Genomic DNA, 15,940 nt, shown 5'->3' on the forward strand with positions numbered 1-15,940 from the left:
TCGTGTCGTCCCGCGTGGCCGCGGTCCACCCGAAGCCGCGGGGGAGACGGTCCGGCTTTACCTTCTCTTTGGCACACTTGACGGTATGACGATGAGTTCTCCGCCCCCTGTCCGCCCGGCCTCCGATCCCCGGCAGCCGCGGCGACGGTCGCGTGCCCGCACACTGGTGCCGCTGACGGTCGCGGCGTGGGCGGTGCTGGAGATCTGGCTGCTCACGGTGGTGGCCCAGGCGACCAGTGGGCTCGTGGTGCTGTTGTTCATCCTGGCGGGCTTCCTGCTGGGCGCGGCGGCGGTGAAGCGGGCCGGGCGCAGCGCGTGGCGGAATCTCGCGGCGTCCGTACAGCAGGGCTCCGCCCAGGGGGAGGGGGCCGAGGGCGCGCCGCGGCCGGTGCAGCCCGCCGGGGGCGGCCGTACGGGGCTGCACATGCTCGGTGGGCTGCTGCTGATGATCCCGGGGTTCGTCTCGGACGGGGTGGCGCTGCTGCTGCTCTTCCCGCCGACCCGGAAGCTGATCGGCCATCTGGGGGAGCGGGCGGCGAACCGGGCGCTGGCCAAGCGGACGCCGGTGGCCGGGGAGCCGGGCTCGCTCGGCGACTTCTTCCAGCAGGCCCGTGACGCGGGCGACCAGGCCCGCATCCACCGTCCCGACGGCAAGGTCATCCCGGGCGAGGTCATCCCCCCGCACGACGACGAGCCGCCCAAGCAGTAGCCCTCCCGGCGGGCGGGTGATCTCGACCCCAGCGGGGTCGCGGCGCGGCCGCGGACGTGTTTCGGGCCCTGCGAGCGGGAGAGGTTCCCGCAGGCCGAACGGGGCCCAGCCGCCCTCCGGGCGGGTAGCCGGTGCGGCCGCGAGGCCGCGTTCCGCGCGCTACAGCGTCGTTACCTGCGCGCCCCTGGACTGGACGGGCGTCGGCCCTCTTTCCGCCGCGACGGCGGGATGTCAGGTATAGGCGTGCCCCGCCCTTTTCCGCCGCAACGGCGGGACGCGGGTTGGGCGTGTTCGGCGGTGTGGCGGCGGGCCTCGTGGGTGGGGGTTGTTCGGGCACCGCCGGTCCGCGCCGCAGGGCTTCCCGCCGTCGCGGCGGAAAAGAACTCGCCCTTCGGGCGGGGCTGGGCGGGGCTCCAGGCGCCTTCGGTGCGGCCCCGCGCTTGGGCGCGTACCGGGTCGGCCGCGCGGTCATGTTCCCGCAGCACGACGTCGTCACCCGCCCCGCTCGGGGGGCGCGTCCGCACGTCAAACGCCCGGCGCGGAGCGCGGTTGCGCTCCGCGCCGGGCGGAAGTGTCGGGGGCCCCAGACCGTCGCGGGTCTGGGGCCTGTGTTCAGGCGCTCTTACGGTTGTCTCGCGGGTGCACCGCGATGTTCATCGCCCCGGAGCGCAGGACGGCCAGCCGCTCGGCCAGCACCTCCTCCAGCTCCTCCAGCGTGCGCCGCTCCATGAGCATGTCCCAGTGCGTGCGCGCGGGCTTGGTGGTCTTCTCCTCGGGGCCTTCTCCGTCCACCAGCAGCGCGGTCTGGCCGCAGGCGCGGCACTCCCACTCCGGAGGAATCTCGGCCTCTACCGAGAACGGCATCTCAAAGCGATGGCCGTTCCGGCATGCGTACTCAACGGTCTGGCGCGGGGCCAGATCGATACCGCGGTCGGTCTCGTAGCTGGTGGCCCCGAGTCGCGTGCCGCGGAGAGCTCGCTCACTCATGAATCGTGCCTCCCGGGCTTGGTCGCCCACAGGACAGGTGTCGCTGTCGTCGTCATCCGGTCAACGTCCGGTCGGCGGTGAAGATTCCCGTTTAGGGATATGCGTCGCCCGTCGTGTCGCCCCTGTTTGTACCCACCGGCGCCCGTTTTGTCACATCTGGGCAGAGATGTCACCCGGTGCAGTCGTATCTTTTGCGTGCAGTAACGGTCAAGCTACTGGGCCAACCGCGTACACTACCGGGCCGCGCCGCCCATGGCTAAATCGGGTCCACTGCCGCGCGTTCCGGCGCTTCCCGGCGAATCGTGCCAGATGCGGTCACCGCCGGGTCCCGGGCCGGTTCGCCCCCGCCCGGGACGGGCTCCGAGGAGGGCTCGGCCGCAGCCCCCGAGGGCGGCCCTGCCAGGCCCTCCGGCGCCCGCCCCGGCCGCTCCGGCAGCGCGAAGACCCGCAGGAAGAACTGGGCGAGCGGCCCGATCGTCACGGCGTACAGCACCGTACCCACCCCCACCCCGCCGCCGAGCGCGAATCCCGCGCCCAGCACGCCCAGCTCGATCGCCGTACGGATCAGCCGCAGCGAGCGGCCGGCCCTGCGGTGCAGCCCCGTCATCAGGCCGTCGCGCGGCCCCGGGCCGAAGCGGGCGCTGATGTACAGGCCGGTCGCGACGCCGTTCAGCACCACGCCCGCCACCAGCAGCGGAATACGGACCGCGAGCGCGTGGTACTGCGGAACCACGGCCATGGTGAGGTCGATCACGGTGCCGACCAGGACGACGTTCGAGACCGTACCCAGGCCCGGGCGCTGCCGGATCGGCCACCACAGCAGGAGTACGACCGCGCCGACGACAATGGAGACGACGCCGATACTGATGCCGCTCAGCCGCGACAGGCCCTGGTGGAAGACGTCCCACGGGTCGAGGCCGAGCGCGGCCCTGATGATCAGCGCGTCGCTCGCGCCGTACAGGGCCAGGCCGCAGTAGAGGCGGACCAGTCGGCCGTACGGCGGCGGGCCGGATATTCGGCCACCGAGGGAGAGGCGGGCGCGAGGTGCGAGGCGGGCGCCGGACGGCAAGCGGGTACGAGGTGAGAGGCGGCGGCGGAACGGGAACAACGGAACCCCCCTGGCGGTCGAGTGAGCGCACATGCCACTCTGTGGCCTGTAAGGGCGTGCGAACCACAGCCAATCCGCGAAAGGTGGACTGACTTCCATGACTCAGTGGACCGCTTCGGTGAGTGCGGCGCACCTGGCCCGGCTCCTCGAACCCGGACCGGTCGCCTCGGGCGGCAACGGCAACGGCACCGGTCGGCGGCTCCCCGCGTACCGGGCGCTCGCCGACGGGGTACGGCTGCTGGTGCTCGAAGGCCGCGTTCAGGTCACCGCGCGGCTGCCCGCCGAGCGTGAACTCGCGCTCGCCCTCGGTGTCAGCCGGACGACCGTCGCGGCGGCGTACGAGGCGCTGCGGGCCGAGGGGTTCGCCAGATCCCGGCGGGGCGCGGGCAGTTGGACGGCGATCCCCGAGGGCCACGTACTGCCCTCGCGCAGCCTGGAGCCGCTGCCGCCGGACGCCGCCGGCTCCGTCATCGACCTCGGCTGCGCCGCGCTGCCCGCGCCCGAGCCGTGGTTGACCCGGGCCGTACAGGGGGCGCTCGCCGAACTGCCCGCGTACGCCGCCACGCACGGCGACTTCCCGGCCGGGCTGCCGGTGCTGCGGGAGGCCATCGCGGACCGTTACACCGCGCGCGGAGTGCCGACGATGCCCGAGCAGATCATGGTGACGACCGGGGCGATGGGGGCGATCGGCGCGGCGGCCCGGCGGCTGGTCGGGTTCGGCGAGCGGGTCGCCGTCGAGTCGCCCAGCTACGCCAATGTGCTCGAACTCTTCCGCGAGACCGGCTCCCGGCTGGTCCCGGTGGCCCTGCGCGAGGGGCTTGGCGGCTGGGACATGGGCGCGTGGCGGCGGGTGCTGCGGGACGCGGCGCCGAGGATGGCGTATGTCATGCCCGACTACCACAATCCGACCGGGACGCTGGTCGGTGACGATCAGCGGCGCGAGCTGGTGGAGGCCGCGCGCGCGGCCGGTACGGTCGTGGTCGCCGACGAGACGATGGCCGAACTCACCCTGGACGGTGAGGAGTCGGGCGTACGGCCGATGGCCGCGTTCGATCGCGGCGGCACGGTGATGACGGTCGGCTCGGCGAGCAAGGCGGTGTGGGCGGGGCTGCGGATCGGCTGGGTGCGGACGACGCCGGACGTGGTCCGGCGCCTGGTGTCGGCCCGCGCCTACCTCGACCTCGGGTCGCCCGTGGTGGATCAGCTCGCGGTGGCGTGGCTGCTGCGGGGTGGGGGCTGGGACCAGGCGCTCGCGGCGCGCCGCGAGCGGGCCAGGGAGTGCCGGGACGATCTCGCGGCGGCGCTGCGGGAGCACACGCCCGGGTGGGACTTCACGGTGCCGCGCGGCGGGATGACGATGTGGGTCCGTACGGGGGATGTGTCCGGGTCGCGGCTGGCCGTGGCGGGGGAGCGGCTGGGTGTGCGGGTGCCGTCCGGGCCGCGGTTCGGGGTGGACGGCGCGTTCGAGTCCTTCGTCCGGATCCCCTTCACGGTGAGCGGGCCGGCGGCCGCGCAGGCCGCGGCGCGGCTCGCGCAGGCGGCGGACCTCGTCCGCTCCGGCGGCGGCGCGGACGGCGAGGGCTCCAGCCTCTTCGTGGCCTGACCCCCCGCCGCGGGGCGTCCGCCCCGGTCGGCGCGAGCCTGTCGCGGCGGGTTCGGCACGGCCGGGCGTCCGCCCTGGGGGTGGCGTGTGGGGGTCGCGGCCGGTTCGGCACTGCCTGGCTTCGCGCCGCTGCGGCGGTGTGGCTTGCCGTGGGGGCACGTGCCCGTTTCCGGTGGGGCGCCAACTCCCTCCCGCCGCCGCGGCGGGACGCGGCACGGCGGAGTCCGGCGGTGCCGTGCCGGGCCCCCCGGGGGGGTGGTGCGTGGGGTTGCGGCCGGTTCGGCGCCGCCGGTTCGCGTCGTCGGGCTTCCCGCCGTCGCGGCGGGTTGTGGTGTGGCGTGCGGGGCGCGTGCCGGGCCTTCCGCTGCTGCGGATACGCGGGTCGGGCTGCGGCCAACTCCCTCCCGCCGCCGCGGCGGGACGCGCACGGCGGAGTCCGGCGGTGCCGTGCCGGGCTCCCCCCGGTTGGCGCGAGGCTGTTGCGGCGGGTTCGGCGCCGCCGATCCGCGTCGTCGGGCTTCTCGCCGTCGCGGCGGGATGTGGGTTGCCGTGCGGGTCCTATGGTGTGCGTTGGCGGGTGCCTGCCGGGCCTTCCGCCGCTGCGGACAACTTCTTTCCGCCGTCGCGGCGGGTTGGGCGCCGCCGGTTCGCGGCGTTGGGCTTCTCGCCGTCGCGGCGGGACGTGGGTTGTGAGGGGTGGCTGAGCGGCGAGCGCTTAGCCGAGTTCGAGGTCGGCGACCGTGCGGATGACCGCTTCCTTGCGGAGGGCGACCGGCTCCGGGTCGGGCTCGCGTACCGGGGCCGGCGGCTCCGAGGAGGGGAGCAGCGCGAGGACCGCCGCCCGCTCAGCCGCAGGCGTCTCCTCGTCGAAGGGATCAGGCGTCGCCGGCACCTGAAGCCGCAGCACCGGCCCCGTACCGAGCCGCGCGTACCCCCGCCCGGGCGGCACGTCCGCCGCCGGCGTGGTCCGCTGCGGAGCCCCCAGCACCGCCTCGACATGCCCCGGCGCCAGCGGCCCGAGCACCACCCGCGCCCGCGTCTGCGCGATCACCACCGGCGCCAGCGCCTCCGTCGCGTCGAGCTGGTCGGCCACCACGACGGCCACGTTCGCCGTACGCCCGTGCCGCAGCGGCACGTCCAGCAGCGCCTGCGGGTCCGGCCGCCCCTCCGCCAGCGCGAGCTGCGTGAGCGAGGTCGGCCGGTCGACGAGAATCCACAGTGGCCGCCGTACGTCCTCGGCGACCGGATTCCCCGACTGCCGTGCCCGGTTGACCGCGATCAGCCGCCGCTCGGTCTCGTGCGCCGCCCACTCCAGCGTCGCGGAGGTCCCGAGGACACCGTCCTCGACGGCCAGCACCCCCGGCCGCCCGCGCAGGCACGCGTACTCGCCCGTGCCGCTGCCGTCCACGACCACCACGTCGCCGTGGACCAGCGCCTGGAGGGCGATGGACCGCAGCAGACTGGTCGTCCCCGTGCCCGGCTGCCCGAGCGCCAGCAGATGCGGCTCGGTGGAGCGCGGCCCGGTCCGCCACACCACGGGCGGCACGTCCCGCGTCTCCCCGCCCTCCGCGCCGCACCGCACCGGCACCGTGCGCTGGACGGCGTCCCCGTCGGTGAAGCCGAGCACCGTCTCGCCCGGCGACGTGACGAACCGCTGCGCGACGACATCCGTCGGCAGCGGCGGCAGTGTGGTGAGGGTGAGATGGTTCTCCTCCTCGTTCCAGTCGAAGCGGTACTCCCGCCCCCGCCCGGCCTTCGCGTGCAGCAGTTGCTCCACCCGGGTCCGCGAGTCCGCCTCGCCGTCGGTGAAGTACGCCGGGTACCGCAGATGCAGCCGGGCCAGCCGCCCGTCCTGGAAGGCGTACGAGCTGAACGCCCCCTCCCAGCTCCCGTCGTGCGCGTACAGCGGCGCCGGGTCGTCCGCGTCGGACAGATACGGCACCAGCGCCTCGTACAGCGACTGGAGCCGTACGGCCTGGGCCTCGGTCGGGCCGCTGGGCGCCGAGGGGAGGCTGTCCCGGCCCATCCACGCGGCCGACGCGGTGAGCGCGACGATCCCCAGCAGCGGCCCGTACGGCATCATCGCCACGATGACGACGGCCGCCGCGGCCAGCAGCAGCGCGGGTCCGCGCCGGTCCTTGGGGGTGCGGCCCCACCAGCCGCCCGCCCAGGTGGCCTGCCGGCGCATGCCACGGGCGATGGTGATGACGGGGTGGAGCACGTCGCCGGCGCCGTCGGCCGCGGTACGCGCCAGATCACGACCGCGGGCGAGCGCCGGTCGGCTGCTCAGGATGCTGGGAAGGGGACGCCTGGCCACGGGGTGCTCCATGGGTGGTTCGGGGGTGCGTGCGGGGTGGCGCGGTGGGGGCGCGCCGGGGAGGTGCCGGGACTGCCGGGGTGCGGGACACATACGGACTCGGGTCCGCGGGACGGAGGCGGCGGCGGGGACGGCTGTGGGCCCGGAGCGGATCGACCGCTGCCGGGCCCGAGGGGGAGTGGCAGGCTTGGCCGCGGGGGAGACGGCCCTAGATCTTCAGCCCGCCGATCAGCCCGGCCAGGCTGGCTCCGCCCGCCTTGATGCTGGGGGCGATCTCGGTGCTCGCGAGGTAGAAGCCGAACAGCGCGCACACCACCATGTGGGACGCCTTGAGGCCGTCCTTGCGGAAGAACAGGAAGCAGATGACGCCGAGAAGAACGACGCCGGAGATGGAAAGGATCATTGGGCTCTTCTCCTGGGTGATGGGGACGGTCACCATGAGCGCTTCCAGGCTCACAAAAGGTAACGGATCGCGCGCGGCGGCAAACGGGTGATCTGCGGATGAATGGGCCCATTCGGGGTAGAGCCGGACGCTCGTCATGTGCTCACCGGGCGGGCCCCGGGTGCCGGGACCGCCCGGCCGGACGTGCCTCCGGTGCCCGGGCGCCCGGGTTTCGCCACCGCGGCGAGGTACGGCGCCGTGCCTGGTCCGTACGGGTGAGCGGCCCTCTCGCCCGGCCCACCGGGCGCCCCCGTGAGCCCCGCGTCCGGTGCCCCCGCGTCCCCGCCCGGCGTCCCTCCGGCAGGATGGCCGTGTGCAGTTGACCCCCATCACCTGGCCCCGGATGGCCGAAGCCCTCGCCGCGCGCATCGCGGCCGGCCCGCCACCCGGCCCCTGGTGGCGCGTCGCCGTGGACGGCGCCCCCGCCGCCCGTACCGGGGAACTCGCCGACGCGCTCGCCGCGGAACTGCCCGCGCTCGGGCACCCCGTGCTGCGGGTCCGTGCCACCGGCTTCCTGCGGCCCGCGTCCCTGCGGCTGGAGTACGGCCACGAGGACGCCGACGCCTACTACCAACTCTGGCTGGACACGGGCGCGTTGCGCCGCGAAGTGCTCGAACCCCTCGGCCCCGGCGGCACCGGCCGCGTACTGCCGTCGCTGCGCGACCCCGTCACCGACCGTTCGACCCGCGCCGACTATGTACAACTGCCGCCCGGCGGAGTGCTGTTGCTGGACGGCCCGCTGCTGCTCGGGCAGGGGCTGCCGCTCGACCTGACGGTCCATCTGCGGCTGTCGCGCGGCGCGTTGGAGCGGCGGACGGCGGAGGCCGAGCGGTGGACGCTGCCCGCGTACGAGCGTTACGCGCGCGAGGCGCTGCCGGAGGAGACCGCCGACGTGACGGTCCGCGCGGACGACCCGCGGCACCCCGCCTGGACCGGCTGAAACTCCTTTCGGAGCCCGGCCGTTCGGCTTGATCACCTACGCGGCGGCGGTCCCGCTTGCCGTGGGACCGCGCACCCCGCTAGCGTCCTCGACCACCATGACTGTCGCCATCGCGCCGCTGACCACCGAACACATACCCCAGGCCGCGCAGCGGTACGACCGCTGGTTCGCCCGCGCGCGGCGCCCGCCCTCACAGCGGTCCTGGCTGGCCGACGGTCCGGTACGGGGTGAGGAACTGCTCGGCAGGCTCAACTCCGCACCCGGGCTCGAAGCGGTACGCGCGCTGGACGCGGACGGCGGCATGATCGGGCACCTCGCCGCCGTGCCGCTCGACCTCGCGCCCGACGACCCCGCGGCGCTGCGCAGCCATCCGCGCGCCGCCCTGATCCCGCACGGCGGCCACGCGCTGCCCTCCGGGCGGGAGAGCGAGGTGCTGCGCGGGCTCTACGCCCGGGTGGCCGAACGTCTCGTCGCCGACCGCCGGTTCGTCCACTACGTCGAGGTGCCCGCCGGGGAGACCGCCACGGACCCCTGGTCCGACCTCGGCTTCGGGCGGGAACTCGTGCACGGGCTGATGGCCGTCAAGGCGCGCGGCCGGCAGCCGCGCGGGGTGGACGGCCTGGGCATCCGCCGGGCGGGGCTCGGGGATCTGCCGCAGATCGGCCGGATGGCCGCGGAGTCCTCGCGCAGGCAGCGCGAGGCCGCGATGTTCCAGCCGCAGCCGGAGGGGGCGCTGGCCGCGCTGCGGCTGCACTACGCCGACGCGCTCGGCGATCCGCGCTGGGGCGCGTGGATCGCCTCCCGGCGGGGGGAGGAGATCGGGATGGTGCTGGTCGGGCCCGCGGCGCCCGATCCGGTGATACCCGAGTCGTGCGTCGAGCTGGTGGAGGCGTATGTGGAGCCTCCCGCTCGGGGGGAGGGGATCAGCAGGGTGCTGCTGGCGACGGCGCTGGCGTGGGCGTACGACAACGGGCACCGGTACATGTCGGCGCGGTGGCGCTCGGGGTCGCCGCTGGCCGCTGGGCACTGGCCGGCGGTGGGGTTCCGGCCGGTGGCGTACAGGCTCGCGCGGACGCTGGATGCCCGGATGGGCGGGGCGGCCGGCACGTACTGACCTCCGGTCGGGAAGCCGGGTACGGTGGCGCGCCCCCACCGGGCCTGTGCCCCCTGCGGGGGCCCTCCGGGCGGCTGGGCACCGCCGTTCCGCGCCGTTCCGCGTCCCGCGTACCGCCGTCGTGGCGGGAAGATCGGGGCTGCGCCCAGGCAGGGCGGCTTGGCACCGCCGGGCTTCGGCGTTCCGCGTCCCGCCGTCGCGGCGGGGCGAGATCGGGGCTGCGCCCCGGCGCTGTGGTGGTTGCCCGGGCCCCGGAACCTTGCCCCCTGCGGGGGGCTTGGGGCGGTTGGGCACCGCCGGACCGCGCCGTCCCGCGTCCCGCCGTCGCGGCGGGGAGGGATTTCGGGCTGCGCCCGCTTGGCACCGCCGCCGGACCCTGCCGTCCCGCGTCCCGTCGTCCGGGCGGGAAAGGATTTCGGACTCCGTCCGGGCGGTGTGGTGGTTGCTGGGGGCGCCTGGCTCGGTCCCGGGCCCTGGAGCCGGTTGAGCTTCGTAGCTCGCCCCTGCGGGGGCTTGGGGTGGCTTGGCACCGCGGGACCGCGCCGTCTCGCGTCCCGTCGTCGCGGCGGGGAGGGATTTCGGGCTGCGCCCGCTTGGCACCGCCGCCGGACAGCGCTGTCTCGCGTGCCGCCGTTGCGGCGGGGGAGGTCGGGGGGTTTGGGGGCTTTCCGGAGGGGGTTGTGGGGGGTGTCACAGGGGGAATACGGGGGTGGGTCGCGGGGGTACGGAGCGTGGTTGGTTTGGGGGGTTTGTTACGCGACGGGGAGCGGACCCGTACCCGGGGTGAGCGGATCGCGCACACGCAGGCGGCACCGTACGACCAGGAGTGACCGTCCCGCCGCCGCGGCGGAGGTCCGGCGAGGCGCACACTTGCCCCCGCCCGACGCAGTCGTCTAGCTTCCAATTTCTGCGGGCATCGCCCGCTATCCCATCCGCCGGGCGGTACGCCGAATCCTGCCGCCGCCCGGTTCTCCGGACCACCGAGCACTCAGGGCAGGAGCGGGGGACCCAGGTAAGCCGCCGTCCGTACCACGGGACGGCTTGGGGTGAAGTCGCGGCGCCGTACCCACAGCGCAGCGCGGCCGGGCATCTCCTGCCCGAACCCGACAGCTCACCTCGCAGGCGTAGGAGAGGAAATCCCCCATGCCCGCAAAGGGACAGCATCGCAAGCCCCGCCGCCTCAACCGCCTCACCCGTGTCTGCATCGCCGCCGGCACCGGAGGCGCCGCCCTCGCACTGCCGCTGGTCAGCGCCGTGAACGCGTCGGCCGCCACCCCCGCGGCCGCGTCGGCCGAGGCCCGCACGACGACCGTCGCCACCGCGTCCGCGCACGGCGCCGAGCACCACAAGGGCGGGAAGGCCAAGACCTACGACGTGGTCAGCGGCGACACACTGTCGAAGATCGCGGTCACGCACCACGTGCCCGGCGGCTGGCACCGGCTCTACCACGAGAACAAGTCGGTCATCGGCTCCGACCCGAACCTGATCCACCCGGGCCAGCACCTCACGCTGCGTGGCGCCCACGTCGAGAAGCCGCTCGTGGCCAAGCCCGAGTCGGCCCCGGCCAAGCCCGCCGCGCCCGCGAAGCCCGCGCCCGCGAAGCCCGCGCCCGCGAAGCCCGCGCCCGCGAAGCCCGCGCCCGCCAAGCCCGCGCCGCAGCAGCCCACCGCCAAGGACACGACCGTGTCCACGACGGACACCGCAGCCGCCACCGCGAGCTCGTCCACCGGCTACATGAAGCCGGTCGGGAACGCCGCGATCGGGACGGGCTACAAGGCGTCCGGTTCGCTGTGGTCGAGCGGTTCGCACACCGGCGTGGACTTCCTCGTCGGCTCGGGCACCCCGGTGCACGCGGTCGCCGCGGGCACGGTGGTGTCGGCGGGCGCGGACGGCGCGTACGGCAACGACGTGATCATCAAGCACGCCGACGGCAAGTACACGCTGTACGGCCACCTGACGAAGCCGCTGGTCTCGGCCGGCCAGACGGTCACCGAGGGCCAGGAGATCGGCATCTCGGGCGCCACCGGCAACGTCACCGGACCTCACCTGCACTTCGAGGTCCGCACCACGCCGAACTACGGCTCCGACATCGACCCGGTCGCCTACATGGCCTCGCACGGCGTCACCATCTGACCCGTACGAGCCCCGGCCGGCTGAACCACCCCCACAGCCGGCCGGACCCCCCGGCGCCCACGCGGCAGCCGTACCGTGCCCGCCCGGTCTCCATCACCGGGCGGGCACACCCCTGCGCGGACACGCGCGCGTCAGCGGAGACGCGCGCCCGTCAGGGGAAGAGCGGCGCCAGCTCGCCGCGCGAGACGACCCCCAGCTTCGGATACGCCTTGTACAGGTGGTAGCCGACCGTCCGCGGACTGAGGAAGAGCTGCGCGGCGATGTCCCGGTTGGACAGCCCCCGCGCCGCCAGCCGTACGATCTGCGACTCCTGCGGGGTGAGTCCGGCCTCGTCGGCCACCGAGCGGGACTGCTGACCAGCCGTCACCGAGGCTCCGGAGGCGCGCAGTTCGGTACGCGCCCGGTCCGCCCAGGGCGCCGCGCCCAGCCGTTCGAAGGCGTCGAGCGCGGTCCGCAGCCGCCCGCGCGCCTCGCTGCTGCGCCGGGCCCGCCGCAGCCACTCGCCGTACAGCAGCTCGGTGCGCGCCGCCTCCATCGGCCGCCCGTGCGGGTCGTGCGCGCGCAGCGCCTCGGCGAAGTACGCCTCCGCCCGCGCGTCCGGAGCCCGCAGCGCCCGGCAGCGGGCCACCAGCGCCGCCGCCCAGCCCTGCCCCGACCGCTCGGCCCACCGCTCGAACCGGGCGAACGCCTCGTCGGCCCGCTCCGGCACCCCGAGCCGTACCGCCGCCTCCACCAGATCCGGGACGCTGCGGGTGGCGCAGATGTGGTGCCGTACGGTCGGCTCGGTCAGCAGGTCGAGCCGGTCGAGCGCCGACCGGGCGCGGCCCAGGCCGAGTTCGAGCAGGCCCTGCGACCAGTACGCCCAGGGCGCGCCCGGGGCCATGGCCGCGCCCGTGCCCGCCGACAGCGCCCGGTCCACATGCGTACGGCAGCCCTCCTCGTCGCCGCGGACCGCCGCGACATGGGCCAGTACGCTGCTCAACTGGCTGACCCACTGGCCCTGTTGCGCGTCCCGCGAGATCCGCAGGCCCTCGCTCGCGGTCGCCTCGGCCTCGGCGTGGCGGGCCGCGAAGATCTCCGCCTCCGCGCGGAAGAACAGCACCGTGGTCAGCCGCCCGACGCCCCCGCTGTTCCGGCTCTCCTCGGCGAGCACGGTGGTCAGGTCGTACGCGTCCGCGTCCTGGCCGAGCGCCAGGCCGACCCCGCAGAGCATCACCAGGTCCCGCGGGTCGACCCGGCCGCCGCGCGCCGCCCGGGCCGCCGCGGCGGCCTCGCGCACGGCCGGCGGCACCGGACGCGCGGCCCGGCCCATCGCGCCGACCAGGAAGTCGGCGACCGGCCGGATCGGCGCGTCGGCGGACAGTTCGAGCGCGCCCAGCCGGGCCATGGTGTCGTCGACCGCGTCCGCGCCCAGATACCAGGCGGTGTGCGCGGCCTGCACCAGCATCCGGGCCGCGCGCGCCGGGTCCGGCCCGGCCGCGAGCGCCGCGCCTTCGGCCAGCATCCGGTGGGCGCTGGGGAACGCGCCCTGCCAGAAGTCCGCCAGCGCCTGGACGTGCAGCATCCTGGCCCGCAGCACCGGGCCGTCCGTCGCCTCGGTGGACCCGGCCGCCCCGGCGTCGCGGGTGCTGTCGGCGTCGTCGGCGTCCCGCGCGGCCTGCTTCGCGAAGGCCCTGGCCCGGTCGATCTCGCCCGCCTCGGAGGCCGACTCGGCGGCCAGCACCAGCCGTTCGATCCGGGCCCGGGGGTCGGTGCTGAGCCGCGCGGCCCGCTCGTAGGCGGCGGCCGCGGCGGCGTGGCCGCTGCGCTCCCGGGCCCGGCCCGCGGTCTCCTGGAGCGCGGCGGCCACCGCTTCGTCCGGGCCGGTGGCGGCGGCCGCCAGATGCCAGGCCCTGCGGTCGGCGTCGCGCACCGGGTCGGCCGCCTCCGCGAGCGCCCGGTGGACCGCCAACCGCTCGGGCAGCGGCGCGCGCTGGTGGACCGCGGCCCGTACCAGCGGGTGCCGGAACCGCAGCGTGTCCTCGTCGTCCACATAGACGAGTCCGGCCTTCTCGGCCGGCGGCAGGTCCGCCACGCCGATGCCGAGCCGGTCGGCGGCCCGGACAAGCGCGTCCGGGGCGCCGCTGTGCTCGGCGGCGGCCAGCAGCAGCAATGTCCGGGTGCCCGGAGGCAGCCGGCTGATCTGGCCGTGGAACGCCATCCGCAACCGGCTGGTCAGCGGCAGCGGGTCCGGGCCCGCGGGCTCCGGCTGTCCCGGGCGCAGGGCGAGCGGCAGTTCCAGCAGCGCCAGCGGGTTGCCCCGCGCCTCGGCCAGCACCCGGCGCCGTACGGCCGCGCCCAGTTCCCCGGCGCGGTCGCCGCGGTCGGTGAGCAGGGCCGCCGACGCGGTGTCGTCCAGAGCGGTCAGCCGCAGTTCCGCCAGGCCGGGCGCGGGGAAGCGGCCCTCGCCGTCGCGGGCCGCGAAGACCATCGCGATGCCCTCGGCGTCCAGCCGCCGGGCGGCGAAGACCAGCGCGTCGGTGGAGGCGCGGTCCAGCCACTGGGCGTCGTCCACCACGCACAGCAGCGGGCCGTCGCCCGCGTGGTCCGAGAGCAGCGACAGCACGGCAAGGCCGACGAACATCGGCTCGCTCGCGCCCTCGGCCGCCAGCCCGAACGCGGCCCGCAGCGCCCGGCGTTGGGGCTCCGGCAGCGCGTCCAGCGAGCCGAGCGCCTTGCGCAGCAGCAACTGGATTCCGGCGTAAGGCAGTTCGGCCTCGAATTCGACACCCGAGCCGCGTACCAAGGTCATTCCGGCGGCCTCGGCCACCGTGTGCTCCAGCAGCGCGGTCTTGCCGATACCGGCCTCGCCGCGCAGCACGAGTACGCCGCTGCGGCCCGCGCGTGCCTCGTCGAGCAGCGTGCCGAGCGCGGCCGCTTCCCCGTCCCGTCCGTACAACATGCGCTCCACGCTAGGGCCTGCCGCCGACATGCCGCCCGGGCGGGTCCTGCGCGTTGTCCTCCGCGGGACTGCGGGACTGCGGGACTTGCGGGGCTTCCAGCGCTCTGCGGCTGCCCGTGCGCGGGGTCCGCCGATCATCGGCGCGCGGGGCCGGCGGGGTGACCGATCTCCGGCCCGAGCACATAGCGTCCCGCCGGTGCCGCCGCCCGTCGGGCTGCGGGGCTTACGCGTCCGCCACGGGGAGGGTGCTTTGGATCTGGCGGAGGAAGGCCGTGTTGTCCGGGGTCTGGCGGATGCGTTCCAGCAGGACCTCCAGGCCGGACTGGGCGTCGCGGCCGTGCAGCGCCCGGCGCAGGCCGCGGATCACCGACAGATCGCCGGCCGGCTGCAACAGTTCCTCACGGCGGGTCCACGACGTCACGATGTCGAGCGCCGGGAAGATCCGCCGCTCGGCCAGCGAACGGTCCAGGTGCAGTTCCATGTTGCCCGTGCTCTTCAGCTCCTCGTAGAAGAAGCCGTCGGCCCGCGAACCGGTGTCGACCAGCGCGGTCGCCAGGATCGTCAGCGAACCGCCCTCCTCGGCCAGCCGCGCCGCGCCGAACACCCGCTTCGGGCCGAGCAGCGCCCCCGCGTCCACACCGCCGGAGAGTGTACGGCCGACGCCGGTCGTCGCCGTGTTGTGCGCGCGGCACAGCCGGGTCAGCGAGTCCAGCAGGATCACCACGTCCTGGCCCAGTTCCACCAGCCGCTTGGCCCGCTCGACGGCCAGTTCCGCGACCGCGATGTGGTGCTTGGCGGGCTGGTCGAAGGTCGAGGCGATCACCTCGCCACGTACGCTTCTGCGCATGTCGGTGACCTCTTCGGGGCGCTCGTCGAGCAGCACCACCATCAGATGGACCTCGGGGTGGTTGGCCTCGATCGCGGCCGCGATGCTCTGGAGCAGGACGGTCTTGCCGGCCTTGGGCGGCGAGACGATCAGCCCGCGCTGGCCCTTGCCGACCGGCGCCATCAGATCGATCAGCCGCCCGGCCACCGCGCCCGAGCCCTTGAGCCGCCCGCTCTCCAGCCGCAGCCGCTCCCGAGGGTGAAGCGGCGTCAGATCGCCGAAGTGCGGGCGCTCCCGGCCGGTCGGTGCCGTGCCGTTGACCAGCAGCACTTCCGCGAGGACGCCGGGCCGGAGGGTCCGGCCCTCCACCAGGTCCCCCTTGCGCAGCCCGGCCTTGCGGATCAGCGCCTGGGGGACCTGTACGTCGTCGGGGGTCGCCGCCCATTCGGCGCCCCGCAGGCGGCCCTGAGCGCCGCCGATGTCGAGCACGCCCGCCACCGTTCGCGGCAAGTCCCGCTGAACAGGGGGGCGTTCGAGAATCTCAGTCATGGATCAGTCGTCCTTTCGCGGACGGGGTACAAAGGCACGGCGACTGCGCGCCGCGTGCGAGCACAGCGGATCGGGCGTGCGGTGCGAGCGGAAAGGTCACGCTCCACGAACCGCGGGAACCACCGGATTCCGGGCCCCGCACACGGGGGGCCTGCACATCCGATGAACAGAGACCCGACGGACCACCGTCAGGGTCGGGAATACAGAACGGACAACGGCGTCAATCACCCGACGCGAACTCGTGTCCGTAAAAACGATAGCACGCGGCCCG

The 15,940-nt window shown here is 75.1% G+C and carries 11 protein-coding genes and 1 riboswitch; of the genes, 5 read left to right on the forward strand and 6 right to left on the reverse strand.

The features are described from left to right. Window positions 1-85 precede the first annotated feature (85 nt). The gene (gene fxsA, locus OHA30_RS31065; RefSeq protein ID WP_328917186.1) at window positions 86-709 is read left to right on the forward strand and encodes an FxsA family membrane protein; all 624 of its coding nucleotides are present in this window, start codon (window positions 86-88) and stop codon (window positions 707-709) included. Between the two features lie 612 nt (window positions 710-1,321). Here the strand turns inward: fxsA and OHA30_RS31070 are convergent. Next, complete coding sequence (locus OHA30_RS31070; RefSeq protein ID WP_093713023.1) at window positions 1,322-1,696, reverse strand: RNA polymerase-binding protein RbpA; 375 nt, start codon at window positions 1,694-1,696, stop codon at window positions 1,322-1,324. A 256-nt stretch (window positions 1,697-1,952) separates the two neighbouring features. After that, a complete protein-coding gene (gene yczE, locus OHA30_RS31075) occupies window positions 1,953-2,711 on the reverse strand; it encodes a membrane protein YczE (RefSeq protein WP_328918068.1) in 759 nt (252 codons plus the stop codon). Window positions 2,712-2,901: 190 nt separating this feature from the next. On the opposite strand from yczE, the gene yczR reads away from it, so the two are divergent. Beyond that, window positions 2,902-4,407, forward strand: coding sequence for a MocR-like transcription factor YczR (yczR, locus tag OHA30_RS31080; protein WP_328917187.1), 1,506 nt, complete (start codon window positions 2,902-2,904; stop codon window positions 4,405-4,407). 715 nt (window positions 4,408-5,122) lie between these two features. Here yczR and OHA30_RS31085 read toward each other — a convergent pair. Next, entirely contained in the window at window positions 5,123-6,724 is a 1,602-nt protein-coding gene (locus OHA30_RS31085; protein WP_328917188.1) for a hypothetical protein, read from the reverse strand. 208 nt (window positions 6,725-6,932) lie between these two features. Continuing rightward, complete coding sequence (locus OHA30_RS31090; protein WP_328918069.1) at window positions 6,933-7,127, reverse strand: hypothetical protein; 195 nt, start codon at window positions 7,125-7,127, stop codon at window positions 6,933-6,935. Window positions 7,128-7,479: 352 nt separating this feature from the next. Between OHA30_RS31090 and OHA30_RS31095 the strand changes: the two genes are divergently transcribed. The 3 genes from OHA30_RS31095 (at window position 7,480) to OHA30_RS31105 (ending at window position 11,353) form a co-directional block, all read left to right on the forward strand. Beyond that, entirely contained in the window at window positions 7,480-8,106 is a 627-nt protein-coding gene (locus tag OHA30_RS31095; RefSeq protein ID WP_328917189.1) for a uridine kinase, read from the forward strand. A gap of 97 nt (window positions 8,107-8,203) precedes the next feature. Then, window positions 8,204-9,220, forward strand: coding sequence for a GNAT family N-acetyltransferase (locus OHA30_RS31100; protein WP_328917190.1), 1,017 nt, complete (start codon window positions 8,204-8,206; stop codon window positions 9,218-9,220). Window positions 9,221-10,188: 968 nt separating this feature from the next. Continuing rightward, window positions 10,189-10,360, forward strand: a riboswitch (cyclic di-AMP (ydaO/yuaA leader). Between the two features lie 3 nt (window positions 10,361-10,363). Next, window positions 10,364-11,353 (forward strand): M23 family metallopeptidase, encoded by a 990-nt coding sequence (locus OHA30_RS31105; protein ID WP_328917191.1) that lies wholly within the window; start codon window positions 10,364-10,366, stop codon window positions 11,351-11,353. Between the two features lie 151 nt (window positions 11,354-11,504). On the opposite strand, the gene OHA30_RS31110 is transcribed toward OHA30_RS31105, so the two are convergent. Next, a complete protein-coding gene (locus OHA30_RS31110; RefSeq protein ID WP_328917192.1) occupies window positions 11,505-14,294 on the reverse strand; it encodes a helix-turn-helix transcriptional regulator in 2,790 nt (929 codons plus the stop codon). 223 nt (window positions 14,295-14,517) lie between these two features. After that, window positions 14,518-15,669: a transcription termination factor Rho gene (rho, locus tag OHA30_RS31115; protein ID WP_328917193.1), complete on the reverse strand. Its 1,152-nt coding sequence runs from the start codon at window positions 15,667-15,669 to the stop codon at window positions 14,518-14,520. Between the last annotated feature and the right edge of the window lie 271 nt (window positions 15,670-15,940).

Origin of the sequence: Streptomyces sp. NBC_00223, from assembly GCF_036199905.1 — a bacterium.
In the GTDB taxonomy this organism is placed as follows: domain Bacteria; phylum Actinomycetota; class Actinomycetes; order Streptomycetales; family Streptomycetaceae; genus Actinacidiphila.